The organism is Marinobacter sp. THAF197a (assembly GCF_009363275.1).
In the GTDB taxonomy this organism is placed as follows: Bacteria; Pseudomonadota; Gammaproteobacteria; order Pseudomonadales; family Oleiphilaceae; genus Marinobacter.
The window spans coordinates 2,674,135-2,700,593 of sequence record NZ_CP045324.1 but is presented as its reverse complement, the minus strand read 5'-3'; the positions used below and the strand labels follow the sequence as shown (position 1 = coordinate 2,700,593).

The 26,459-nt window shown below is 56.5% G+C and carries 18 protein-coding genes; 15 read left to right on the top strand and 3 right to left on the bottom strand.

The genetic code is table 11. The features are described 5' to 3' along the window. Window positions 1-46: 46 nt before the first annotated feature. Window positions 47-529, top strand: a complete 483-nt coding sequence (locus FIV08_RS12545) for a YajQ family cyclic di-GMP-binding protein (protein WP_152438552.1) — start codon at window positions 47-49, stop codon at window positions 527-529. Window positions 530-550: 21 nt separating this feature from the next. On the opposite strand, the gene FIV08_RS12540 is transcribed toward FIV08_RS12545, so the two are convergent. Further along, window positions 551-1,936: an AmpG family muropeptide MFS transporter gene (locus FIV08_RS12540; RefSeq protein WP_152438551.1), complete on the bottom strand. Its 1,386-nt coding sequence runs from the start codon at window positions 1,934-1,936 to the stop codon at window positions 551-553. 159 nt (window positions 1,937-2,095) lie between these two features. Beyond that, window positions 2,096-3,550 carry a protein adenylyltransferase SelO gene (locus tag FIV08_RS12535; RefSeq protein ID WP_152438550.1) on the bottom strand — a complete coding sequence of 485 codons (1,455 nt, stop codon included), beginning with the start codon at window positions 3,548-3,550 and terminating at the stop codon, window positions 2,096-2,098. 108 nt (window positions 3,551-3,658) lie between these two features. Here FIV08_RS12535 and FIV08_RS12530 point away from each other — a divergent pair, with 108 nt between their 5' ends. The 14 genes from FIV08_RS12530 (at window position 3,659) to FIV08_RS12460 (ending at window position 25,451) form a co-directional block, all read left to right on the top strand. Continuing rightward, a complete protein-coding gene (locus tag FIV08_RS12530; protein ID WP_152438549.1) occupies window positions 3,659-4,462 on the top strand; it encodes an HAD-IIB family hydrolase in 804 nt (267 codons plus the stop codon). Between the two features lie 13 nt (window positions 4,463-4,475). Beyond that, complete coding sequence (locus FIV08_RS12525) at window positions 4,476-5,699, top strand: glycosyl transferase (RefSeq protein WP_152438548.1); 1,224 nt, start codon at window positions 4,476-4,478, stop codon at window positions 5,697-5,699. Continuing rightward, a complete protein-coding gene (locus tag FIV08_RS12520; RefSeq protein WP_152438547.1) occupies window positions 5,696-7,420 on the top strand; it encodes a sugar phosphorylase in 1,725 nt (574 codons plus the stop codon). Before FIV08_RS12525 ends, FIV08_RS12520 begins: the two co-directional genes overlap by 4 nt. A gap of 198 nt (window positions 7,421-7,618) precedes the next feature. Continuing rightward, the gene (locus FIV08_RS12515) at window positions 7,619-9,640 is read left to right on the top strand and encodes a hypothetical protein (RefSeq protein ID WP_152438546.1); all 2,022 of its coding nucleotides are present in this window, start codon (window positions 7,619-7,621) and stop codon (window positions 9,638-9,640) included. Window positions 9,641-9,652: 12 nt separating this feature from the next. Next, the gene (locus FIV08_RS12510) at window positions 9,653-9,976 is read left to right on the top strand and encodes a hypothetical protein (RefSeq protein WP_152438545.1); all 324 of its coding nucleotides are present in this window, start codon (window positions 9,653-9,655) and stop codon (window positions 9,974-9,976) included. Between the two features lie 30 nt (window positions 9,977-10,006). Further along, a complete protein-coding gene (locus FIV08_RS12505) occupies window positions 10,007-11,632 on the top strand; it encodes a toxin-antitoxin system YwqK family antitoxin (RefSeq protein ID WP_152438544.1) in 1,626 nt (541 codons plus the stop codon). A gap of 58 nt (window positions 11,633-11,690) precedes the next feature. After that, window positions 11,691-13,787 carry a YCF48-related protein gene (locus FIV08_RS12500; RefSeq protein ID WP_152438543.1) on the top strand — a complete coding sequence of 699 codons (2,097 nt, stop codon included), beginning with the start codon at window positions 11,691-11,693 and terminating at the stop codon, window positions 13,785-13,787. A 128-nt stretch (window positions 13,788-13,915) separates the two neighbouring features. Continuing rightward, complete coding sequence (locus tag FIV08_RS12495; protein WP_228715413.1) at window positions 13,916-16,036, top strand: type VI secretion system Vgr family protein; 2,121 nt, start codon at window positions 13,916-13,918, stop codon at window positions 16,034-16,036. Then, window positions 16,033-19,542 (top strand): toxin VasX, encoded by a 3,510-nt coding sequence (locus tag FIV08_RS12490; RefSeq protein ID WP_152438542.1) that lies wholly within the window; start codon window positions 16,033-16,035, stop codon window positions 19,540-19,542. The genes FIV08_RS12495 and FIV08_RS12490 overlap by 4 nt, the downstream gene beginning before the upstream one ends. Next, window positions 19,539-20,609 carry a hypothetical protein gene (locus tag FIV08_RS12485; protein ID WP_152438541.1) on the top strand — a complete coding sequence of 357 codons (1,071 nt, stop codon included), beginning with the start codon at window positions 19,539-19,541 and terminating at the stop codon, window positions 20,607-20,609. The genes FIV08_RS12490 and FIV08_RS12485 overlap by 4 nt, the downstream gene beginning before the upstream one ends. A 62-nt stretch (window positions 20,610-20,671) precedes the next feature. Continuing rightward, window positions 20,672-21,796 carry a hypothetical protein gene (locus FIV08_RS19830; RefSeq protein WP_152438540.1) on the top strand — a complete coding sequence of 375 codons (1,125 nt, stop codon included), beginning with the start codon at window positions 20,672-20,674 and terminating at the stop codon, window positions 21,794-21,796. Window positions 21,797-21,828: 32 nt separating this feature from the next. After that, window positions 21,829-22,167 (top strand): hypothetical protein, encoded by a 339-nt coding sequence (locus FIV08_RS12475; protein ID WP_152438539.1) that lies wholly within the window; start codon window positions 21,829-21,831, stop codon window positions 22,165-22,167. A gap of 59 nt (window positions 22,168-22,226) precedes the next feature. Further along, a complete protein-coding gene (locus FIV08_RS19760; protein WP_216646147.1) occupies window positions 22,227-24,350 on the top strand; it encodes a hypothetical protein in 2,124 nt (707 codons plus the stop codon). Between the two features lie 27 nt (window positions 24,351-24,377). After that, window positions 24,378-25,451 (top strand): hypothetical protein, encoded by a 1,074-nt coding sequence (locus FIV08_RS12460; RefSeq protein ID WP_152438538.1) that lies wholly within the window; start codon window positions 24,378-24,380, stop codon window positions 25,449-25,451. Between the two features lie 63 nt (window positions 25,452-25,514). Here FIV08_RS12460 and FIV08_RS12455 read toward each other — a convergent pair whose 3' ends face one another. Then, window positions 25,515-26,414 (bottom strand): DUF1853 family protein, encoded by a 900-nt coding sequence (locus FIV08_RS12455; protein WP_152438537.1) that lies wholly within the window; start codon window positions 26,412-26,414, stop codon window positions 25,515-25,517. Window positions 26,415-26,459 lie beyond the last annotated feature (45 nt).

Below are 26,459 nucleotides of genomic sequence, written 5' to 3'. Positions count from 1 at the left end.
ATGTCGCCACAGTATACCCCCGTGTGGCCTTTGGAGAATAACGACCATGCCTTCTTTTGACATTGTTTCAGAAATTGAAATGCACGAAGTCACCAACGCGGTGGATCAGGCCAAGCGTGATCTGGGTAACCGCTGGGACTTCAAAAACGTGCAGGCGGATATCGAGCTGGAAGACAAACGCATTACCGTCAGCGCCGAGCAGGAATTCCAGCTGGAGCAACTGATTGATCTGCTGCGCATGGCCTTCGCCAAACGCAACATTGACACCCGGGCCCTGGCGGAAGACGGTGAGAGCAAGGCCGGCAAGCTGGTGAAACAGCATTTTTCCCTGAAGCAGGGTATCGAAACCGATATGGCCAAGAAGATCGTGAAGATGATCAAAGACCAGAAAATGAAGGTTCAGGCCAGCATTCAAGGCGACAAGGTGCGGGTAACCGGCAAGAAACGGGACGACCTGCAAGAAGTCATTGCCATGCTGCGCGAGGCGGAGCTGGATATTCCGCTGCAGTTTAATAACTTCCGTGATTGAGTCCTGGCGGGCCCTGTATGGCTAGGGAGCTGTCTGACCTGGCGGAGTTTCCTCCTCAACTCGTGCCGGCTTATCCGGGTGAGCAATGCGGAAAAGCAAGGCTGCCAGGATAATGGCCGGAGCGCCAGTTCCGGCGGTGATCAGAAAGAACCCCACCCAGCCCACGTGCTCGGCAAGTAATCCGGTAAAGCCCGCTGCAAACTGCCCGGGCAGCGTCATCAATGAGCTGAACAACGCGTACTGGGTGGCGGTATAGGCGGTGTTGGTAAGGCTGGACAGGTACGCAATAAACACCGAGATGGCCATGCCGCCGGTGACGTTGTCGGCAATAATGGCGGCCACAAGCCCCGGTTGTTGGGGGCCAATGATGGCCAGGCCGGCGAAGGTGAGGTTGGTGGCCGGGGCCATAAACGCGGTGAACAACAACATTCGGGCAATGCCAAAACGTGCTACCAGTGCGCCGCCGACTGCGGCCCCGCTCAGGGTCATGATCAAGCCAAACGCGGCGGCGATGTTGGCGATCTGAGACTTGGTAAAGCCCAGGTCCAGATAGAACGGATTGGCCATCACCCCCATAAAGATGTCACTGATGCGGAAGGTGGCGATGAATAGCAGAATCACCAATGCCGCTTTGCCATAACGTTGAAAGAAATCCGCGAACGGGCAGACAAACGCGCCGATCAGCCAGGCGGTGATGTTCTTGCGGGCACCGCTGTGTTTGGTGCGGTCCAGGTACCCGATAACCCGCGCCTCCATGGCAAACACTGCGGCAGACTGGCGGTGTTTTGGTTCTGTACTGATCAGTGTGGTTACCATGCCAACGCCCATGAGCAGGGCCATGGTGCCGTAAGCGAGGGACCAGCTGCCGACGGCGGCAATATGCAGGGCGCCGGCACTGGCCATAAGCATGGCAACTCGGTAACCGGTCACGTAGCTGGCGGCCATGCCGCCTTGTTCATGGGGCTCCGCGGCTTCCACCCGGTAGGCATCCACTGAAATGTCCTGGGTGGCGGAACCGAACGCGGCGACCACGGCCCAGAGGGCCACCAGCCACTGTTGCTGGGTTGGGTCCGTCAATGCCATGCCCAGTAATGCGCCGGCAATGCTGATCTGGGAAACCAGCATCCAGCTACGCCGCCACCCGAGCCAACGGGTGAGAAACGGAATACTGGTGCGATCAACAATCGGTGCCCACAACACCTTGATCGAATGGGCCATGCCCACCCAGCTGAGAAAGCCAATGGTGGCAAGTTCAACGCCCAGATCCCGAAGCCACGCCGTAAACGTACCCCCCACCAACAGCAACGGAAGCCCAGCGGAGAAGCCAAGGAACAGCATGCCGATAACCCGGGGGTTTCGATAAACTTGAAAGCCTTGAAGGAACTTCAGGATAAAACTCTGAGGCATGAACGGCCGTCCGGAGCTGAGTGGAATACAAGAACCGGGATTATGCGGAATTAAACCCCAATGGCCAAGTGAGCGAGCTTTAATGACCCGCCGAGCCAAATTGGGGTCAGACCCCAAGACATTTCACCCCACCAAATGTTCTGGGGTCTGACCCCAACTTCAGGAGGAGCAGCTGATGTTGAGGTGTTTGCCCCAGTCTGGCGGTAAGGTCGCGTAGTGTTCGTGCTCGGGTTGGTCGTCGAACGGGTGCTCCAGTACCTTTAGTAGCGCTTTCAGGGGCGCGCAGTCGCCGTTCTGGGCTTCCATGATGACTTGCTGGGCCAGGTAGTTGCGCAGGATGTATTTGGGGTTCACCTGGCGCATGGCGTATTCCCGTTCGTCGTGGGCGCGGGTTTCGGTTTGCAGGCGGGCCTCGTAGCGTTCGAGCCATTCGTCGGCCACGCTTCGGTCTGCAAACAGATCCCGCACCGGGGCGTTGCCGTGGCGGTGCAGGTTGGAGATGCCCCGGAAAAAGCGTGTGTAGTCTACCCGGTGTTCGTGCAGCATGCTGAAGGTGTCCATAATCAGGCTCATGTCTGAGTCGTCGGTTTCCTCCAGCCCCAGTTTCGCCCTCATGTTGTTTTTGAAATGTTCGTTGTAGGTGGTTTCGTACCGGCGCAGTCCACGGCGCACGTGGTCCTCATCCAGGATTGGCAGCAGGGCGTTGGCCAGGTACTGGCAGTTCACAAAGCCAGTCTGCGGCTGCCGGTTGTAGGCGTAACGGCCGCCCTCGTCAGTGTGGTTGCAGATGAAGCCGGCGTCGAAATCGTCCAGGAAGGCGTAGGGGCCGTAGTCGAAGGTGTCGCCGATGATGGACATGTTGTCGCTGTTCATCACGCCGTGGCAGAAGCCCACCGCCTGCCAGTCAGCGATCAGCCGGGCGGTGCGCTCGACCACCTCTTCAAACCAGCGTTGATAGCGCTGTTCTTCCGGTAAGCTGATCAGGTGCGGGAAGTGCAGGGTGATCACGTGTTCCAGCAGGGTTTTCAGTGCCTCGGGGCCTTCATGGTGGGCGGCGAATTCGAAGTGGCCGAAACGGATATGACTTTGCGCCACTCGCATCAGCGCAGCGGCGGTTTCGATGGATTCCCGGCGCACCGGGTCTTTCGCGCTGATCATAAACAGGGCGCGGGTGGTCGGAATGCCAAGACCGTGCATGGCTTCCGAGCACAGGTATTCGCGAATGGTGGAGCGCAGCACCGCCCGGCCATCGCCAAAGCGGGAGTAGGGCGTGGTGCCTGCCCCCTTCAGGTGCCAGTCCCAGCGGGTGCCGTCTGGCGCCACGGTTTCCCACAGTAACAAGCCCCGGCCATCGCCCAGTTCCGGGTTGTACACACCAAACTGGTGCCCGGTGTACTTCATCGCTACCGGGTCCATGCCTTCCAGCAGTTCCGCCCCGGCACCCACACTGGCCCACTCAGCTTCATCCTGAACATGAAACCCCATCTGCTCTGCCAATTTGTGGTTAAAGCACACCATAGCCGGCTGCGACAAAGGCGTCGGCTTCACCCGCGTATAAAAGCTGTCCGGCAATTCCAGATAACGGTGTTCCACCTTGAAAGCATTCGTGCTCATAGTCTGGCCTGGTTCTTGAATCTAATTTGGGGTCAGACCCCAGAACATTTCACCGCATCAAATGTCTTGGGGTCTGACCCCAGTTACATTGCAGAGCGGGGTGGGGAAATGCAACCACGGTTGATTGTTTTTACGGATCTGGATGGCACCTTGCTGGATCACGACAGCTATAGCTGGCGGGCGGCGAAGCCGGCGATGGCGCGATTGGGGGCCAATGGCATTCCGTTGATTTTCAATTCCAGCAAAACTGCGGCGGAGATTGGTGAGTTGCAAAACATGATGGGCTTGCGGGCGCCGTTTATCGCTGAAAACGGCGCGGCGGTGGTGATCCCTGCCGGCTGTCTGGGCAATGCCGAGGAAGAAGTAGTCCATGTTGGCAGATCTTATGAGGAGGTTGTCTGCACTCTTTTGGTGCAAAGAAAATCAGGTGCACGGTTTCGGAGCTTCGATGACCTGTCTGCAGCGGAGGTGGCGGCTCTAACCCGGTTGTCGGTGGCGGAAGCGACCCGCGCCAAACAGCGGCTGGCGACGGTGCCTTTGTTGTGGGATGGCACCGGGGAAGAGCTGGCGCAATTCCGCGCGGCGCTTGAGCTTGAAGGTTTGCGGTTGGTGCAGGGAGGGCGGTTTTGGCATGCCATGGGGGCGTTTGATAAAGCCGAGGGGGCCCGGTTCTTGCTGAAGCGTTATCAGGAGCACTATGGCGAAGCACCCATTGTGAGCATCGCTCTGGGCGATAGTCCCAACGACCAGTGCATGCTGGAGGCCGCCGACGTACCGGTGGTGATTCGCGGGGTGAACAGTGACCAGGTTCAGTTGCCGTCGTCCCGGCACGCCGTGCGCTCCCTCAAGCCCGGCCCGGAGGGTTGGAATGAATGCGTGCTCAACTTGCTATTCGAGTACGGCTACCAGTAAAGGAGGAGCCGCCATGGGCGACTTTTACCAGAATGGCATTATCACCACCCTGCACAACCTTGTGCGACGCCCCGTGGAGGATGTTGAAGCGGACCTGATGAGCTTCCGTAAAGCCCGGCCTATGTCTTTGGTGTTGCCGTCTTTGTACTCGGAGCTGGAAGGGCCTGCGCTTAAAAACATCGTCCAGGAGCTGACCAAGGTTCCGTATTTGGATGAGATTGTGATCGGTTTGGACCGTGCCGATGAAGCCCAGTACCGCCATGCTCTGGAGTATTTTTCCGAGCTGCCGCAGCCGTTCAAGGTGCTCTGGAACGATGGCCCCCGGTTGCGGGCACTGGATATGAAATTGCGGGAGCAGGGCCTGGCACCCACGGAGATGGGGAAGGGCCGCAATGTGTGGTATTGCTTTGGCTACGTGCTGGCCTCGGGTGTGAGTAAATCCGTGGCCCTGCATGATTGCGACATCCTGACCTATTCCCGGGATTTGCTCGCGCGCCTGATCTACCCGGTGGCCAACCCCGGTTTTAACTACATGTTCTGCAAAGGCTATTATGCCCGGGTGGCGGACGGCAGCATGAATGGCCGGGTCAGCCGCCTGCTGGTCACGCCCCTGATTCGCGCCCTCAAAAAAGTGTGTGGGCCGAACGATTTTCTGGATTACCTGGACAGCTACCGCTACCCGCTGGCGGGCGAGTTCTCTTTCCGCACCGATGTGATCAACGACCTGCGCATTCCCAGCGACTGGGGTCTGGAAATCGGCGTACTGTCTGAAATGAAGCGCAACTACGCCACCAACCGCCTGTGTCAGGTGGATGTGGCGGATGTTTATGACCACAAGCATCAGGAGCTGTCGCCGGAAGACGCCAGCCGTGGCCTGTCCAAGATGAGTGTGGATATTTCGAAGGCGCTGTTCCGAAAGCTGGCCACTAACGGTGAGATTTTCTCCAACGAGAAGTTCCGCACCATCAAGGCCAGCTACTTCCGTATTGCCCTGGATTTTGTGGAGACCTACCAGAACGACGCCATCATTAACGGCCTGAGTTTCGATCGTCACAAGGAAGAGAAGGCGGTGGAGCTGTTCGCCCAGAACGTGATGCGCGCCGGCGCCTATTTCCTAGACAATCCCATGGACACGCCGTTCATCCCGAGCTGGAACCGGGTAACCAGTGCCATTCCGGATATCCGGGAGCAGTTGCTGGAAGCGGTGGAACTGGATAACCAGGAGTTCCGGCCATGAGCCAGACCCTGAACAGCAAACTGGTGGCCATGCTGGAAGTGGTCTACCCGGCGGTGGACTGTGCCTTTGTGGCAGAGCAGTTGATGGATGCGATGGCACTGGCGCCCGATGCCGAGGCCCCGCCGGCGCACCAGAACCATTGGGACCCATCGGACATTGTCCTGATCACCTACGCCGATACCGTTCAGCAGCCAGGTGAGAAGCCATTGGTGACTTTGAAGCGGTTTCTGGATGACAGCCTGCGGGATGCCATCAGCGCTGTGCATATCCTGCCGTTTTTTCCCTACAGCTCGGACGACGGCTTCTCGGTGATGGATTACCTGGCGGTGAACGAGTCTCACGGTGGCTGGGAAGACATCGAGGCCATCGCCGCGGACTACAAACTGATGGCAGACCTGGTGATCAACCACATGTCGGCCCGCAGCCGCTGGTTCGAGAACTTTCGCAAGCGCGTGGGACCGGGCAAGGATTACTTCTTTGAGGGCAACCCGAAAGACGATTTAAGCATGGTGGTGCGGCCCCGCACCTCGCCATTGCTGACGCCGGTGCAGACCGATGACGGTGAGCGCCATGTGTGGTGTACCTTCAGCGAAGACCAGGTGGACCTGAATTTCGCCAACCCGGAAGTGCTGATCGAGTTTGCCCGGATTATCCACTATTACCTGGAGCGTGGGGTCAGGATCTTCCGGCTGGATGCGGTGGCGTTCTTGTGGAAAGAACCGGGCACGCCCTGCATTCACCTGCAGCAGACCCACGAGCTGATCAAGATTCTGCGCCTGCTGATTGAGCACCACACGCCAGATGCGGTGGTGATCACCGAAACCAACGTGCCCAACCGGGAGAACCTGACTTATTTCGGCAACGCCAACGAAGCCCATGCAATCTACAACTTCTCGTTACCGCCACTGCTGATCAATACCCTGGTCACCGGCAATTGCCGGCACCTGAAAACCTGGCTGATGAGCATGCCGCCGGCGCAGATGGGCACCACCTACCTGAACTTCATTGCCTCCCACGACGGCGTTGGCTTGCGGCCCACTGACGGCCTGTTGGACGAGGACGAAAAGCAGCGACTGATCAACACCATGGAATCCTTTGGCGGCAAGGTATCCTACCGGCGCACCGCCGACGGCCGGGACCAGCCCTACGAAATGAACATTGCCTTGTGGGATGCCCTCAAAGGCACCGCCGAGGGTGGCGCAGACCACTGGCAGTTACAGCGATTCCTGTGTGCCCACACCATCATGCTGGCGCTGGAAGGTATTCCCGCGTTCTATATTCACAGCCTGCTGGCCACGGAAAACGACCACGCCCGGGTAGAACACACCGGCCGCTTCCGCTCTATTAACCGAGGCCAGTGGCAGCTGGATACCGTGGAAGCCGCCCTGGCGGACCCACTCAGCCACCACAGCAAAGCCTTCACTGAACTCAAACGCCTGATCGCCATCCGCCGCGCCCAACCCGCCTTCCACCCCAATGCCACCCAGTTCACCCTGCACCTGGGCCTGCAGCTGTTCGGCTTCTGGCGCCAGAGCATGCGCCGGGAACAATCCATCTTCTGCATCCACAACATAAGCGACGAAGTGCAGCAAGTGGCCCTCACCGACATCAACCTCATCGGCACCGACCAGTGGACCGATTTGCTTTCCGGTATGGCCATCGACGACCTCGCCGGAGTCATCACCCTAAAACCCTACCAAAGCGTCTGGCTCTCCAACTAAGTTGGGGTCAGACCCCAGAACATTTGATGGGGTGAAATGTCTTGGGGTCTGACCCCATTGCGAGCCTGTTGCATTGAGTTCTGTGGAGGCAGCCCCTATAATCCCGCCGCATTGACTGACTGATGACCCACGGAGGGGACAGAGACGATGAGGATGTTCGTCGCAGTAGCTTTGTTACTGTCGTTAGGTTTGGCCGGAATGTTCTGGTTCACCGGCGACAGCCTTGCCTTTAAGCCCGAGCCGGGCGACAGCCGCCATTTTATTCTCGAACAAACCGCCGAACTGCAAACGCCCAGCGGGTTTCGCAGGGAGCCGACTCGTGTCCGAATGGAAAGCCTGCTGCGCAGTGACGTACTGGCGGTAGACAACGATGTGGTTGAGTTGCAATCCCGCTCTTTGCATACCCAGCTTTGGGAGCAGGATCGACTCGGTCTCGATACCGAGCAGATTCCGGAATACAGTGACCGGCTGCAGTCTATGGCGGCATTGCTCAAGGCCGGGATTGTTGAACGGGTTGCCAGCGATGGTCAGGTACTTGAAACCAATTACGTGAATGACGCCGCCCTGGCCGAGCTCACGGAAGATTCCCGGTTGCCTGAACCCGTTCGGGATATGCTGAGCCGCGATCTCAGCGTGATGCACACCTACCAGCCAGCTTTTCCTTCGGGTAAGCCCCGAGTAGGCGTGAGCTGGCAGGTGCCGGCACGCGATATGGGCGGTCAGTCGCTGCCAGCGGTGCAATACGAAATCAGCCATGTGAATGACGACACCGTTTCTTTGAAGTTCCGTTCGGTGACAACGGAGGGAGCCACTGACTCTGCTGCCGTTGAAATCGAGGGCTTTATGGAGCTTGAGCGCCTGACCGGGTGGCCGAGGCGCGCTGCTGCGCGAATCAGTGGGGTATTTGAATACGCCGACCAGCACCTGGCGTTGAAAAGCACGATGACGTTGACCCAGACCGGTATAGAGCCGCGATTCAAGGCGGGGCAAGCATGGTACCGGGCACTGGGGGCGCTGGATAGCCGGGTTGTCGATACCACCGATCCGGAGTTCGAAACCTATTACCTGCCGCCGTTTGGCCTGGCCACGCCCGAAGAATCCTTTGAACAGTTGGAGAGGTCGCTGCTCTGGTTCGGCAATGAGGAAGTTGATGGTCGCCTGGGTCTGGATTTCCAGATTGAGCATTATCATTTCGCAGCCGTTGAGTTTGAGCCTGCGAGTGCCGTCCGGCTGCTGAATGCCGAGGGTGAACCAGTGATCGATTCGGTACCGCGTGATCCGCGTTACACTCTGTATTCGATTGACAGCGCAGACCATCGCCGTGTGCCGTTTATCGCCAGTGAGTTAACGCGCGATCAGTTGGATGCGATTGCCTCGGTGGAGGTGGATGCCACGGTTATCGTGCCCGGAGAGCTGCACAGCTTTGTGCTGACGCCGGAAACCCCATCCCGCCACATCGAGAGCCTTGGGCTGACGCTTTCTGTTGAAAGTTGGGATCCCGATGGGCTCCTGGTTCGGGCCCATGAGCCCGGGGGGGCGCTACCCACCAGCTTTCCGTTGATTGGCGCCTTTCCTGTGAATGCCGAAGGCGACTTTCTGCCGACGTTCAGCCTGCGGCTGACTCATACGGCGATTGAACCTCTGCGGAATGCCTTTCTGGAAACCTCGGATGAGGGTGATCACTGGGCCAGGGCCGAGCAATTTGCGCATTCAGCCACCGACACACTCATAACCTCCCCTATGGAAGAGCGCTACGGTGACTGGATCTATGAGTTGGGGGCAGAGGGTGGCCAGCCCATTGAAGGCGTTCAGGTTTATGTGTACGACCGTGAGGTGGAGCAGCGTACGTTTGTAGCCCCGAACGCGCTCCCCACGTTAGATGGCGGGCCGGTGGTTGGTGAGCGAACTCTGGAGCAGTACCGGGAGCCGGTGCTGGAGTTTTCATCATTTGAGTTGGATGAGGTGGTACTCGAAGGCGTTCGTCAGAACAGGCTCAGTGCCGTGGTTCCTGGTGAGGGCGCCGGGCGCTGCGACATTTCTGTGGCTGGCGAACCAATGTACCAGGGCAGCCCTGTCCGTTTTTCTGCCGAGCAAAGCTATGGAACGTCGCAACTACTGTTTGCATCCGGCGCCTATAACGATCAGCCCGGCCGTGAGTTGGTTACCGAGCATGGCCTGAAATATTTCTACGACCTTGAGATTGACGTCAATGTTGACTGAATAACCAAGGTAGTGCTGCACAGGGGGACCGTTCCTGATAGCGGTCAGTTATTCCGGGTAGATCCCAGCACCCTGAGGCTGAGCAAGTCCCAACACCAGACTCTCAAGCAGATCCAGCAGCGATTCAATCTAAGAGAGCTGCCTTTGATCGCCTACAACCGGGACGGTAAAGTTCTGGAGCCCCTGTCTCCTGCCTACTCAGGGAACCCTTCGGAAGGTTGGGATGGTGATGGCATGGATCTCCGTTTCTGGGGCGAAATCGCTGAGGTCCGTTACCCCGTGAGTATGGAGCGGGAGGCCAGGCAGGTGTCTGTGCAGTTCCCGCCACTGCCTTGATTCAACCGGTCAATAACTCAGGATGAGACCATGACCAGAAAGCTGTTGTTTATTGTATTGCTCTGTATGCCGCTGATTGTGCAAGCCGACCAACGGGTATGGTTTGCTGAAAATGGCGATTACTACGACCCTGCCAATCCCTGGCACCGGAAGGCGAGTTACCTTGAGCTGCCACTTCCCAAGGTGGATGAGTTTTATCAGGTCAAACTCTTCTACGCTGACGGCCAGGTTGCGCTGGAAGGCCTCTCACCCACGCCGGATTTTAACCGCAAGGACCTGTTGGGTGATGTGGTGGAATATTACGCTGATGGGCAGGTTTCAGTGCAGGCCAGTTACGTGGTTCGTGACCAGATCTGCGACTGCGGCAACAATTACCCGGTGCTTCACGGTACCTACAAGGCTTATCACCCGAACGGCCAGCTTGAGCGCTCGCTTGATTATTATGGCGGCGGCATCGCCGATGGAGACTACACCGAATATGACGAGGCAGGCCGGGTAACCCGTCGCTATTCCATCCGGAATTATCGGCGCCATGGCGATTATGCCGAGTATAAAGATGGGCAGCTGACCAAAGAGGCCCACTACGTGAATGGTGCCAGGGAAGGGAATTACCGGGAGCTGGATGAACAGGGCCACCTGATCCGGAAAGCCACCTTCTTGGATGGCAAATATCAGGGGGTGCTGGAAACCTATCGAGATGGAATTCTGGCCAGTGAGGAGCATTACCACGAGGGTAACCGGCTGGGTTTGCAGAAAACCTACTACCCCGACGGCACACCCAAGCGTGTGTATATTGCCAGTAAGTTCCGGTCTCAGCCGGTGGGTGAAGATCTTTACTACCGAATGGACGGTAGTCTGTCTCGCAAGGTGATGCGCGTTCTGGATGACAACGGCCGGCTTGTTGAGTCCCGGGATGAGCAATATGGCGACGGTGAGCGGCTGGTCAAGCTTAAACACAAGGTGGGTGATTGGCAGCTTGAGGAAGAATACAGCGAGAGTGGTGAGCTCATCGCCCGGCGGGAGCAGGATGACAAAGGGCTACAGGGTCTGCTCCTGACCCGGCAATGGTCGACCCTGGTGCGGGAACACTACAAGGACGGGGAAAAACATGGCGATTCCCTCCGGGAGGGCAGTGGTGGTGCCCGCGAAGAAGGGCGTTACGAGAATGGCCTGAAAACAGGCCCGTGGCTAACGCTACAGAGCAATGGCATAACCGAGAAAGTGAACTATCGTGCCGGCAAACGCCACGGCCGTTACGAGCGCTTTGACGAGACCGGAGAGCGCTCAGATGTCATCCATTATGAAAATGGACAGAAACATGGACCGGCCGATTTCAGCGACGGATATGGCCATCGCGTGGTGGCTAACTTTTACAAAGACGAGCCGGATGGCGACTATCTGGAAACGACCGAAAACGGGCGTATCGTACGCCAGGGCAATTACCGGCTCGGGAAACCGGAAGGCGTTCACTACGAGTTCTCCAGCGTTGGCCAGATGTTGAAGAAACGCAGCTATCGCGACGGCGAGCCCCACGGGGAGTGGATTGAAGTGGGTTACGGCGGTATGTCTGTGATTCGCAAGCACTACGAAAATGGAACGCTCATCAGTGAGGGCGACATAACCCTGGACTCCCTGTCGACTTCGCGGGTGCGCTGATGAAAAAGCATGGTTTGAGGCTGTGCAGGAACACGGACGGTTTGAGGACAAAGGTATCATGTTGAAAATCCGCTCTATCGGAGTGTTTGCCGCAGGCCTGCTGGCGCTTGGGGTATTGGGTGGTTGCAGTAACAGTGACAATACGGATGCGTCTGGCGATGACCAGCGGGGTGCGTCTGACAGCAGGCTGGCTGCAACGTCCGAGGTGTTTCCTTCGCAGGTATTCATTGATCTTGATCGTGCGGGTTCCCGCATCGTGGCAGTGGGTGAATCTGGTGCGATTAGGGTTTCGGATGACAACGGTAGTTCCTGGCGAGTGGTCAGTTCCGGGGTGAATAGCACTTTGACTGCGGTTAGCTTTGTGTCTGATCAGACTGGTTGGGCCGTTGGCCATGATGGCACGGTGTTGCGAACGGATAATGGGGGCGACACCTGGGAATCTCTTCAACTGGACCAGCAGATAGATGCTGATCAGGCGCTGATGGACGTGGCTTTCGATAGTCACGGCAAGGGCATTATCGTTGGGCCCAACCGCTTTATTCTCACGACGCTTGATGGTGGTGAAAACTGGACGCGGGAGCGTCTGGCGGCGAGGTCATACGGCTCAGACCTCAACGGAGTGGCCATTCTGGAGAGCGGGCATCAACTGATTGTTACCGATGGCAGTGACATTCTTTCCCGTTCGGAGTGGGGCGCCGACTGGCAGGTGTTTCGTGAGGGGCACAAGCCACTATTGGGCGTAATAGGCTTAGGTGGTAGTGAGGCTCTGGCCTTTGGAGCAGAAGGCACGGTAATGCAGAGCCCTGACGGCGGAAAGAGCTGGAATAGCATCAAAAGCGCCAGCAAGGTGGGTTATTTCGGTGGGCGCCTTTTGTCTGACGGCAGTGTTATCCTGGTTGGAAGTGAGGGTATCGTGGCCCGGCGCGCTGCGGGCGGAGAGATGTTTTATCCGGAGCTTGATCTCCCGTTGGGGGCCCTGACTGGGGTCGCTGAGGGTGAGAACAACCGGTTGTTGCTGGCGGGTATTCAGGGAGTTGGGTATCGGCAGGACAATCAGTATTGGTTCCATGGTGTTGAGAATGGTGCGACCGGCCAGTTGATGGCGAGATCGTTACTGGGGCGGGTTGAGACATCGGCAGTATTGCAGCTTGCAGAATCGGGCAGTCGTTCTTACCAATGGCAGGAGTCAGGCAGGGCGGTTGAGTGGGTTGAGATAGCGTTGTCCGCAGCGGGCGCCGGGGATGATGTGCTGACCCCCGCCGTTTTTAACGGGATGGGAGAGTTTTTTCAGGAGATTCGATCAGACTCTGGTTTACCGTTAAAGGAACTCAGATCCGTATGGGATGACCGGTATTTCAGCTATCTGCTTCTGCAAGGCCCCTACGGTTATCTGCAAAGCTACCCGATGGTTCCGGACAAACCCGGATATAGCGAGGCGGAGCGGCCTTATCTGGAACGTCGGTTAAAGCAGGCCGCGCTGTTGGACAGTGTGGTCAGTTCTGACTACAGCACAGTGACCATTTTCGCGGATGTACCCTCTCATGTGGTTGCTGGGAGAGGGCGCGCAGATCAGGAGTCTATCCACGAGTTTCTGGCCGGCCTGACTGAAACACCGGAGGAGTCATCCCTGCCTTTCAATGTTTCCGGCATCGAGACCATTCGCCTCGAAGAGGTCGACCATGGCCCGAAGGTTGAAAACGGCGCCGATTCGAAGGAAACCAATGAAGAGCAGGGCGCGAACGAGCCTGGCGACTATCTCTATGTGATCAGCCGCAGCAAATCGTACGGTTGCGAGAAACCCCGGGTTCTGAAACTGGCAGACAGCCTTGCCGGATACCTCAAGAAAGAAGACGCGCCCGGGCCGGTATTGTCTGTAGCGGATCTGGCCAAGCTGAACCAGGTGAGCCGTAAGGATGAGAACTGGAAGTGGTATACAACGTCTGGGTACCGTAGCTATGGCAATGAGGTGTATCGGTTGTGGGAGCAATCCTATTGCCCTAATCCGCTGGCGATTGTGTTCGGACACCGAGGTGACGAAGAACAGGGTGAGGTACTTGAGGGGCTTCTGGAACAGTTTGGTGGCCAGGTGGGGTTGGATGACACCGCAGAGCAGCTTGAGATGAAAACCTACCGTGTTCGGCGGTCTGCCATCTGATCAGGAATTATGATTTTGTTGAGGAGTAGCGCAAGGAACGGTGGTTTGTAATCCACGACTGTGCGGTTATAATCGGTCGGGCTCAGGATGAGTCAGTTACAAACCACTATTCTTCAGGGACCGAAGTCATGCCCCAGGCAAGCGGATTGCAGTTCACCGCCCGTGTAGGCGAATTCCCCTCAGATCACTTTTCGGTAGTTGGCTTTAAGCTGGCCGAACAGCTGTCTTCCTTGTTTCATGGCCGGTTAGAACTGGCGAGCACCGACCCCGATGTGGCCGCTGCTGACGTTCTGGAACAGCCGGTGGACCTGGTTGTTTGGCAAGATGGCCAACCCCTGCGGCGCTTTGCCGGTGTGGTCAACGAATTCGTCCGCGGCAACACCGGCCACCGCCGCACCGCCTATGAAGTGGTCATCCAGCCCCCGGCCTGGCGCCTGGGCCTGATGCACAACAGCCGCATCTTCCAGACCCAGAGTACCGACGCCATCGTGCGCACCTTGCTCGAAGAGCGGGGCATTATTGATACGGTCTTTGACTTCAAACGCCCCCCTGAGGAACGGGAATACTGCGTCCAGCACCGGGAAAGCGACCTGCAGTTCATTGAACGACTGGCCGCCGAAGAAGGCTGGCACTACCGTTACCAGCACGGCAGCGTGGATGGCGAAGAACAACCGGCCCTGATCATCGCCGACCACCATGGCGACGCCCCCAAGCTGGACCCGGTGCCCTGCAACACCCAGGCCGGCGGCAGTAGCAAACAGGCTTGCGTGTTCAGCTTCGCCTACGAAGAACGCATCAAAGCCGCCTCCGTGGCCATGAAGGACTACACCTTCAAGAACCCCGCCTACGCCCTGATGCACGAGCACAGCGCGGGCGGTGTGAACCACCGAGAAGACTACCAACACTACGACTACCCCGGTCGCTACAAGGCCGACGCCAGTGGCCAGCCCTTCACCCAGGCCAGACTGGACGCCCTGAGAAACGACGCCTCCCTGGCCCAGGGCGAAAGCAACCGCCCGGACTTCACCCCCGGCGCCAAAGTGGAGCTGCAGGACCACGACAGCCAGAGCCTGAACCGGGAATGGCTGCTGACCGCCATCACCCACACCGGCAAACAGCCCCAGGCCATGGAAGAAGAGGGTGGCAGCGAACCCACCAGCTACCACAACGACTTCACCGCCATCCCGGCCGACAAAACCTGGCGGCCTCTGTGTGAACATAAACCCATGATGGACGGCCCCCAGATGGCCATCGTCACCGGCCCCGAGGGTGAAGAGATCCATTGCGACCAGTACGGCCGGGTGAAAGTAAGATTCCCGTGGGATCGCTACTCCAAGAACGACGAACACTCCAGCGCCTGGTTACGCGTAGCCCAGGGCTGGGCCGGCGGCCAGTACGGTTTCATGGCCTTGCCTAGAATCGGCAACGAAGTGATTGTTAGCTTCCTGGACGGCGACCCGGACCAGCCTATTATTACTGGCAGGACTTACCACGCCACCAACACACCGCCCTACGCGCTGCCGGAACACAAAACCCGGACCACATTAAAAACCAAAACCCACAAGGGTGAGGGCAGCAACGAACTGCGCTTTGAAGACGAAGCGGACCAGGAACAGATCTACGTCCACGCCCAGAAAGACCTGGACCTGCTGACGGAAAACAACCGCACCGAAGTCATCAAGAACGATAGCCACCTGACGGTGGACAACCACCAGTTCAGCCATGTGAAAGCGGCAGACCACTGCACCACCGATGGTGAAAGCCGAGCCTCCGTCGGCGCCGATTGCAGCCAGACCATCGCCGGCAGTTTCCACCAGAAGACCGGCCGCACCATGGCCTCGGAAGCCGGCACAGAAGTTCATCACAAAGCCGGTGCGAAAGTGGTGCTGGATGCCGGGGCGGAGCTGACGATTTCTGGTGGTGGTAGCTTTATCAAGCTGGACCCGAGCGGGGTTACCTTGGCTGGGCCGGGGATCAAGATAAATTCCGGGGGCAGCCCGGGGAGTGGGGCTGGGCAAAGTTCTGCTAATCCGGAACTACCAAATCTTGTTGGCAAAGATGGGGCGGCAACGCCACAGCCCCCCGAACTGGCCATGGTCGGCCAGCGCAAATCTGCCTCTCCTGACCAAGAGGAGTTTGATCAGTTACCGGGCTCTGATCGAAAACTGATCATTGATGTGATTGGTGGGCATCTTGAGCGAGATTCTGTGGAAGCGATTAAAGGGACTGATGGGGAGGAAACTGTATGACGGATACTGTGGATTTTTCAGATGAATCCCGGGATCGCTCGATTCTACGAACAGCAGATTACGACGATACCGACCCCAAGGATCTCGTGCTGACTGTGCCCAAGCGCGATGGCGGCACGATCTCGATTCCTCTCCTGAAGCACGCAAGATCTAACATCGAGCGTGAAGATTACCAGGATAATACCCTCGTAAGGATTAAGCCCCTGGCAGAGATCGCCAGCAACTTGCCTGTTAGACGCGGCTCCAATGCCCCCGTTTATCAAGGGAAAGGCGTAGCACTGTTGCGGCCTGGCTTTCTTTATATTTTCCGCGAAGACAAGCTCTGGCGAGAATTAGAGATCAGTCAGAACTCCCAATTCAGCGATATTGATCTTCAGGCAGTGCGGGCGGAGGTTGGTGACCCAGAATCTGACTTGAGAATGGTGCGCCCATCAGCCGGGCAGTGGTTGGATGATGTGCTTGTTCCGGTGTTTCTCCAGGGGCAAGCGGTGATGCACGATTTCCGCGTGGCCTACAGTGAAATCCAGTGGGATTGGGCCTACATCCAAAAACTTGAAGAGAGTGCAGCGACTCGTAATGCAAGGACGACGGGTGTGGGTCACGCCTGGGCTGTCACATCGGTTGATTCACTGAGCTTTGAAACCGGATTTCCTGCATCACGTGTTGAGGATGCCCCTGAGCTCAGGCACAGGGATCTGGGCATTGAACTGATGATAGAGAATCCCTGCGACTTCGTGCTCAGTTTTGAAGGGCCGGGTGAAGAAGAACTATGCAGCAAGCTCTCGAAGTTATTAGAGAGCAACGAAAAGCAGGCGAGGGAGTCGGCCCGGCGCGCCGCCTCTCGAAGCGAAGTAGAAGACCCGATTGCTTACACTGAACAATTGATGAAGAACCCGCTCGAACTCGCACTGGATGCTACTGCACCAGAGCCGGTGGATGACAGCGACGAGGGTGAGGTGGCGAACATTCTTGACCTTACCTGCCCACCTGGAGCGGATCTTTTGCAGCATCTTCGCTCGCAGAAGGGGGTCGTTTGTGTGGCCATCCCGGACCCTTTTTTCCTGTTCCGCCACGCCTTGGCCCAGTTGCACTTGGCCATGCATTATCTGGATGCCATCGATATTGCTATAAAGGATAAACCCCTGGTCCATTCCGCAATGCTAATCCGTCAGGCAGTATTCGACCCGGCGCCGAGTGGTCAGAGTGGAGACCTTGCGAACTACCGGAACGCTATCAACCGGGAACAGCTGGATGACATTCTGGAAACGGCCGAAAGGAATCACGCTGTTCGGAACATAGAAGACCAGACGCGCCGCCTGAAGAAATTGATGAAGAGCTCGTCATTCAACTCGGTGTTCGACGATTATCTGCAAAGCCCGGATGTAGCCGCTTGTGAAGCCTTTTTGCTGTGCGCGGACAACTTGAATGTACTGCAGCAAATCCCAGGGGTACTCAAAGCACAGGGGGTGGATGATGATCAGGGGATCCCTGGCGCTCTGGCAAAGTGGCTATCGGACGAATCAATGTTGGCAAAGTGGTCGCCGGGAATCGCCGCCGCAACAGGGGAGGAAGGCACGCAGTCATCTCCCTACGAACAACTTCGGTCGCTCGCCAGAGACCAGACGGAGATTAACGATCAGCACCTGGCCCGCCTCAACCTCCAGGCCCTGGCGTATACTGAGAAACAGTTCCAGTACGACGAGGAGTCCACTGGCGAGCAAGTCGCCGGGGAGGTTAAGGATGCAGGGCGTGTTGGGGCACTGGTAAGTGGGGTGCTGGGGGAGTGGAGTGCCTCAGTACTGACCGCCTGCAGAAGGCTGATGGAAGACGGTAGCGTGGAGGCCATCCAGGTCCACAGGATCATGCAGGCCGCTTCTGCCAATGCCATCCTTTCTGACCCCGGTCTGGGGGGGGTGGATCTGATGCGTCGAGGCGACGTAGACCCTACCAAGCACACCATTATTGGCGTGGAGGGTGACGGCATTCGCCGCGGCCTGACCGACTTCGACCGCAGCCAGGGTGGGCTGCTCACTCGCGCCAATGATTACCTCTATGCGGATCTTGTGGATCGGTCTGGACAGGTCCAGGGTTCCACCAGCCCTGCCCGTGCCTCTGGTGAGCTGGAAGAAGCTATCAAGAAAATCGCTGGCAATACTTGGGTCTACGTGGTGCCTGCCGGACACCCGGAGGCAAGGAAGCTTAGTGTATTGAAGGTGGACCTCGCCAAGCGTGTTGGGGCGGTGGTGGATGGCCCGGGCGTGTCTAGTGGATTGGTGGCATTGGCGGTATTTAATGTGTTTTTGGAGAGTCGTGCGCTTATTAAATTAATAAGTTCTGATCAGTCAATCGCTTTGCCTGCTTCAAAGGTCTTTGGCGCCTTTGTCGATTTGCTGGCGGCGTCTATGAAATTAAGCACCGTAATCCATGAAATAGCCGGAATTGAGCAGGCTAGTTCGTCTAAGTTGTATAGGGTTTCCAGTCGTCCACTCTTTGATATGAAGAGGGTGCCGCTAATTGGGAAAAGGCTCGCAACAGTAGGAGCAAGCACCCTTGTCAGAACGGTTGGCCTTGCGAGTTTCGTAGCCGGAGGAGTGGCAGTTGGGTTGAGCTATTGGGATATGAGGATCAGCCTAGCCCGGGGGGATCTTGATGCTGCGAGTGGGCATGGAATAGCGGTCGCTGGTGGTTTGATCTTCCTGTCAGCACCATTGATAGGCGGGCTGCTGGCGATTCCGGGTTGGGGGTGGGCCGTCCTCGGAATGAGCGTGGCTTTGGGCGGGTCACTGTATGCGGGAAGTGTAACAGACGACCTCTTCGAAAGGGTGCTGAAACAGGGGCCATTAGGGACGCACCCGCAGGACTCCTTGGTGAACCTGGACGATTTGGCCTATTACGGGCAGTTGTTAACATTACTTTCCCCCGTCAATATTTCCGCGCAAAGATATGGGGATGTCGACCCGGACCCAGCGTTGACTAACCCGGACCATCCGCCAGAGCCGGATGATTATGTCATCACTTTACAAACTCCAGTGGTCAGTCGGTTGAAGGTGCTCCAGGAGTGCCGTCCAGACCAGCCAACCCAGCCTTTCAAGATTGTGGTACAGGAAGTGGCGTACATGAACAGCCGTACCGAAACCTCCAACGTAGCGGTTGGCACAGTGGAGCAGGAAGTCATGTTGTCGACTACTCCCCTTACACAAATTGTCGCGAGGCAGTCCCTGCCTCATGAATCCGCCGTGCGTTTTCTGGTTAAACGGGAGCTCCAGAGCAGCAGATTCCAGAGTTTTGGATATCAGGAAGAAGTCAGTACAACGATACGGGTTGGATTGCAGGCTGTGGTTGGTACAGAACAGGGACCTGTGGTCTTTCCAACGCCTGTGATGGAGAATTACGAACCCTATAATGACACCCGCCATGGCGGGGCACCGGATAAGTCCCGCAGTGTTTTTAATCCGCATTCCGAGCCATTGGTACCCTACTGGTTCCTTAAGGAAGTTTCTGTATGACCATACCGATAGAGACACAAGAATATGCTTCGACTGCCTATCGATCTGATCAGGTGGTGGAGCTACCCGAAACCAGGGCTAAACGGGAACGATTTGGGGACGAGCTTCAGCCGTATGGTACTTACGCCAACCTTAACCCCTACCACCGAACCGTGGAGGATATTGATACGGTCCAGTACAGTGAGCGCGAGGATCCGGAGTTCTATAAGGAGAACTGGTGGTGGGATCACCAGCGCTTACGTTTTCTTAACGAGAAAATGGGGCTTAAGTTTTTGATGTTGGTGCTCCCATTTACTTGGATTTTCACTCTTCTTATTGGTGGCAGTTTCGGAATTGGATATGTTTTTGTAAATGAACTGAGGGGGGATCTACCACCGGTTATTTTTGTTGTTTTATTGCTAGCTTCGTGGGCTGGATGGTGGTTTTTCGCGCTCCGAGTCACCCCCCATACCACCAACTGGCTTATGACAAACGTTGTTGGAGCCCTCCTGAAACCTTTCGAGAAAACTCTGGAAAAGTGGTTGGACGAAACCCTAGAAGACGGCTGCAGCGAGTTCAACCGGGTCACCGGGCAGGTAAAGTTCGCCTTGGGCAAGGGGCGTTCTTTTGAGGCCCCGTTTGTGGAGTTCGATGCCTACGTGGAGCGAGTAGTCCAGCGGGGCGGTATCTTCTACCGGCTGATGTTCGTGCATCGTTACACCCAGAAGCAATTCAACAAAACCTCCCTGAGCAACATTGAAGCAGAGAAAACCGAGGTGCTGGCCCTGTGGGATATGTTGCAACGCTACATGGACGTCACCCAGCCCCTGCCAGACATGCCCCGGTTGGAGCCGTTTCGCCACTTGGACCCGGTGACCGCCAAGTACGACCAGACTACTGGTCGTAACCCCCGCTACTGGCGAGACCTGGATCTGGAGGACTGGCAGAAGGGAAAGGGTGCGGAGCTGTTGAGAAACCAGCGGCAGTATGCTTGGGGCCGCAGGCAATGCAGAGTCACTCCGCAATTGGGCAGTGTGGATATGCCCACCTATCGCCAAAGTCGACCTGAAACAGCCTGTGTCGTGTAAGGCCACTCTTTCCGGGTGTGGTGGGAACTCGATTGGCCACTTGTTCCCATTGAGGCAGTTGCATGAAGAAAGTAGCGGATATAACGACACTCAGAGCCGGAAGCTCGGAAACGTTCAAAAGCGGCAAGGTAACCTATCTTTCGCCACTTCCGTTGCCCACCGGATTGCCCCCCGTTGATCACAGCCATATTGTGGCGGAGGTCACGGATGAATACCTGGAACTCGGAGCGTTTACGCCAAACGTGTTTGGTTGGCAGTTAACTTTGGCCATGCCGATGTTTGTGGTTGTCTCCTTATGCATTGCTCTCCCGGTACTTAGTTTTTTTGGTGGTTTGGTTTGGGGCGAGGGCATTCTGGATGCTATTGGTATTGTGGCTCTGGCTTTTTCTGAAGGTCTTAAATACGCAACTGGATTTGGTATCGTTATCTTGCTGATAGCCCTTTTCCCTACCCTGCAAGCTCACTTCAAACTCCGGGGTGTAGTGCCCACCCGCTTCAATCGCCAGCGCCGGGAAGTCTGCCTGGTGCCGTCGGATTCGGATACACCTGTGATCGTGCCTTGGGAAGCGTTGCAAGCCTGGGTGGTTCAGGCCCAGGGGGGTACCCAGTATGGTGTTCAGCGGCAGTTCGGCTTCGGCTTTGGTGGTACGGATCCGAAGACTGGCAAAGGCACAAGACTTGAGCTGATGTCGGCGGGGCTACCTCTGGCCATAAGCACCTGGGAAGCGCTGCGCGCTTACATGGAATACGAAGTGAACAGCCTGGCAGAGATTCAAGACCCGCTGGAACTGCAAAAGCCCGGCGATCCGCCTTGGGAAGGCGTCCATACCTTCTACAATGCTCGGGACCGCATGCGTCGCCGCCGACGTGAAGGTGAGGTGAGTTGGTATTACCCGTTCTTTTGGTACTGCTACCACCTGTTGACCCTATGGACCTTACCCAACCACCTGACCGAGTGGGAAGTTCGCAAACTGAAACGCTTGAACCGCCGGGCAACCCCGGAGGCCGCCCAACGCTGGTCTGAGCCGCTACCGGAGGCGAAGTGGGCAAAACCGAGTGACGAACTGAAGCGGCTGAGTGAAAAGGTACGCCAGAAGCAGAAAGCAAACCCAGGGCGATTGCCTTATGAGGTATTTGCGGAGGTGTACAGTGAAGAGGATCGAGTGCCGCAGGCATCGAGCCTATGATTAAGGACTAAATCATTATCAAGGACGACATTATGACCACGGCTATAGATGCAATCTGTAATGCCTGTAACAACACCATTGCACTGTCACAAAAGGACCTGGCGCAGCTTGGAAGATCGGAACCACTCCCCTGCAGCGAATGCGACGCCATGCTGAAGATCACGCCTGACGCAAATTCAGAGCGCAACGCAAAACTCTCGGTATTTGCGTTGACGATAGGGGCGGCCGTCGTTGCGATTGTGGCCTTGATCAATATCTTTGGTGATGCCGGCTTTCCGACTTATTTTGTTGCGATACCCTTTATTCTGATTTCCACAGTACTGGTGTCCAACCTCAGTAATAGCAAACTCAATTTGGAGCGAGTTGAGTGAGCTTTGGCTGGCTTGGATCTGTTCATGGGATGGTGGGGTCATAGGGGGCGAGGGCGATCTTGAAAGCAGTTGAGAGAAAGGATGAATTCCCGTTGCTCCCTGAGCCTCGAAACAAAAGACGGCGCCTTGGCCAAGATTTGCAACCGGTTGGTGACTACGCAGGTATTGAGCCCTATTACCGGGTTTGTGAGGATTTGGGGGCCGTTCAACATCAGGACCAGAGATATCCGGAAGCGTTTTACGCTGGTGATTGGTGGTGGGACGTGCGTCGGATTCGGTTTCTTAATGGAAAAGCGTTTATCGGCCTTTCGATATTACTTCTCCTAATACCGTATACATGGGGAGGAGTGGTTTTAGCCGGCGGTGGAATTTCTATTGTATACCTTTCGATTATAATGACGGAGGATGCAATGGATTTAATTCGGATGGTAGTGGTTTTAGGTTCGGCGATAATTTGGATACCTCTTTCTTTATATATCCTCATAAAAACTATGCCCTGGGTGATGGGCGCTTTCGCCCTGCTACTCAGACCCTTTGACAAGTTCCTCGGTAAGCTCCTGGACCGAGGCCTCGAAGCCGGAGAAAGCTACTTCAGTCGTGAAACGGGTGAAGTGAGCTTTGCAATGCCGGGCGGCAAGAAACTGACAGCACCCTTTGAGGAGTTCGATGCCTACGTGGAGCGAGTCATTGAAGCCGGCGGTATCTTTTATCGCCTGATGTTCGTGCATCGCTATACCGCCAAACAATTCAGCCAGACGTCACTAAGCCGGGTCGAGCCATCGAAAGAGGAGGTAATGGCGCTGTGGGACATGCTCCAACGCTACATGGATCCTTCGCAGCCCTTGCCGGATGTGCCAAGGCTGGAGCCGTTCCGACATCTGGACCCGGTCACGGCGGAACATGACCAGCGAGTCGGGCGTAATCCTCGGTTCTGGCGAGACTTGGATCTGGAAGCCTGGAAAAAAGGCGAAGGTGCTGAGTGGTTGAAGCGCCAGGTGGAGTATCCGTGGGATAAGCGCCGTTGCAAACTTACGCCGCAGCTGGGCAAGATTTCGATGGAGGAATACCGAAAACTACGACCGGCGGAGGCTTGGCCGATTTTAGTGACATGGATGACTGAACAGAAACAGCTGTCTGGAGTGGCCGACACGGCGTTCAGGGCGACGGACATCGGGCCCTTGCCGAAATCGCCAAAAGAACGAACGCGAATTGGCGACGAACTCCAGCCGTATGGTGCTTACGCCAACCTTAACCCGTACCACCGAACCGTGGAGGATATTGATACGGTCCTGTGCAGTGAACGGGACGATCCAGAGTTCTATAAGGAAAACTGGTGGTGGGACCACCAGCGGCTTCGCTTTCTTAATGAGAAGCTCGGATTAAAGGCGTTAATACTGATTGTTCCATTCATTTGGGCGTTGTTGGTACTTATTGGTGGCTTGGTGCTTATCAGTTGGAGTATTGGGACTTTCCTGATACCTATTTTGCCGGCGACTGCTGTGGTTTTAACACTTATAATTCTGGGTTCAGCATGGATATTCTTTTCTTTTTGGATCATCCCCCCCACCACCAATTGGCTGATGATTAATGGCGTTGGATTGATTATCAAGCCTTTCGAGAAAACTCTGGAAAAGAAGTTAGACGAAACCCTAGAAGATGGCTGCAGCGAGTTTAACCGGGTCACCGGGCAGGTAAAGTTCGCCTTGGGCAAGGGGCGTTCTTTTGAGGCCCCGTTTGTGGAGTTCGATGCCTACGTGGAGCGAGTGGTCCAGCGGGGCGGTATCTTCTACCGGCTGATGTTCGTGCATCGTTACACCCAGAAGCAATTCAACAAAACCTCCCTGAGTAACATTGAAGCAGAGAAAACCGAGGTGCTGGCCCTGTGGGACATGCTGCAACGCTACATGGACGTCACCCAGCCCCTGCCAGACATGCCCCGGTTGGAGCCGTTTCGCCACTTGGACCCGGTGACCGCCAAGTACGACCAGACTACTGGCCGTAACCCCCGCTACTGGCGAGACCTGGATCTGGAGGACTGGCAGAAGGGAAAGGGTGCGGAGCTGTTGAGGAGCCAAAGGCAACACCCCTGGAGCCGCCGGCAGTGCAAGCTCACACCGCAACTGGGCAAAGTAGATATGCTGACTTATCGCCAACAAAGGCCTGAAACCGCCAGTGTTGTATAAGGCAGTGATGGCTGGAAAGGTTCCTATATGACCATGCCGATGGAGACACAAAATTACGGTTCGACCGCCTATCGGTCTGATCAGGCGGTGGAGCTACCCGAAACCCGGGCTAAACGGGAACGAGTTGGGGACGAGCTTCAGCCGTATGGTGCCTACGCCAACCTTAACCCGTACCACCGAACCGTGGAGGATATTGATACAGTCCAGTGCAGTGAGCGCGAGGATCCGGAGTTTTATAAGGAACACTGGTGGTGGGATCACCAGCGCTTGCGTTTTCTTAACGAGAAAATGGGGCTTAAGATTTTGGTATTGTTGTTGCCATTTGCGTGGGCACTACTGGTATTAGTCGGCGGTTTGGCGTTATTGGGGTGGGGGCTTGTTACCATTCCAAAGCAGCTTGACTTAAGTGCCTATTGGTTTATATCGCTATTATTAATATTGGTGCCAGCTTGGATATTCTTTTCATTTTGGATCATCCCCCCTACCACCAACTGGCTTATGACAAACGTTGTTGGAGCCCTCCTGAAACCTTTCGAGAAAACGCTGGAAAAGAAGTTGGACGAGACTTTGGGAGACGGCTGCAGCGAGTTCAATAGGGTCACCGGGCAGGTAAAGTTCGCCCTGGGCAAGGGGCGTTCTTTTGAGGCCCCGTTTGTGGAGTTCGATGCCTATGTAGAACGGGTAGTGCAGCGGGGCGGTATCTTTTACCGGCTGATGTTCGTACATCGTTACACCCAGAAGCAATTCAATAAAACCTCTCTGAGTAACATCGAAGCAGAGAAAACCGAGGTGATGGCGCTGTGGGACATGCTTCAACGATACATGGATACCTCCCAGCCCTTGCCGAATGTGCCAAGGCTGGAGCCGTTCCGACATCTGGACCCGGTCACTGCGGAGCATGACGAGCGCATTGGGCGTAATCCCCGGTTCTGGCGAGACTTGGATCTGGAAGCCTGGAAAAAAGGCGAGGGTGCTGAGTGGTTGAAGCGCCAGGTGGAGTATCCGTGGGATAAGCGCCGCTGCAAACTTACGCCGCAACTGGGCAAGATTTCGATGGATGAATACCGCAAACTACGCCCGGCCGAGGCTTGGCCTATTTGATGCTCTCGCAGCGGCCAATAATTTGAGGGAGTCGCAGCTTGGGTACGGGCCTCTGGCCTGGCGCTATTGCGCAGGCCACTTCCCCGGCACCACAAACCACCGCTCCCTCTCAACCCAACACCCAAGCGCAGGCTGCCACTCCACCCGCGCGAACAACACCGGCACGCCCTTAGCCTCCACAAACGCCACCGCCTCCCGCGCCGCCTCAGTGTCGGGCTGCTCATCCTGTCTCCAAGGCCCAATCCAATGTGGCTTTTTCAGGGGCACCCAGTCCGTCAGATCCGAGTTCACCAAATCCCGGGCATAGCACCATTGCCCCTGCCTATGGCCCGCCGGCACATAGTCCGGAAGTTCCACCTCATCACCGGGATAGAACAGATACCCCGGCAGAAACACTCGCGGAATAATCGGCTCTGAAATCCCCAGATCTGCGAACAGCGCCTGCGCTTCCACTCGCTGCGCCATTAGGCTCTGGTGGCTGAGCATTCTGTCTACTTTAAGGTCCAGGCGGTCCTTGGCGTTTGGCCCGTACCACTTGGTCATTCCGGGGCCTTCGTTGACGCCCAGATAGTATTTGATGGCAATTTCATGGTGTTCCACGCACCGGGTGTGTGGATTCCGCACCAGAAAATCCAGCTCACCGATGGTTCGGTTGCCGGCCTTGATCTGCTGATTCTTCAGCAGCAGTTCCCAACCCAGCAGATCGACTAGGAGCACTTCGTATAAACGCTCAAAGTAATGGCCAAGGCGGCGCTCGGTGGTGGCCGCGAGTCTTGCTGGCATGGTGTCTGGGTGCTTGTCCCAGTGTTTGAGTTTGTCGCGGTAATCATCGGGCAGCCACTGCAGTGGCTCAAAGCTCACGGGGGCGGCCAGGAGTTGGGGTGCCGTGCACAGCCAGGCGAGATGCCGGATGGCTGGTATCTGCAGGTTGAGCAGGGTTTCGGTTTCTGCGTTTGTCGTCATGGCCTGAGAATAACGTAAACTGGGCGTGTTTGAGAGCCACGAAAC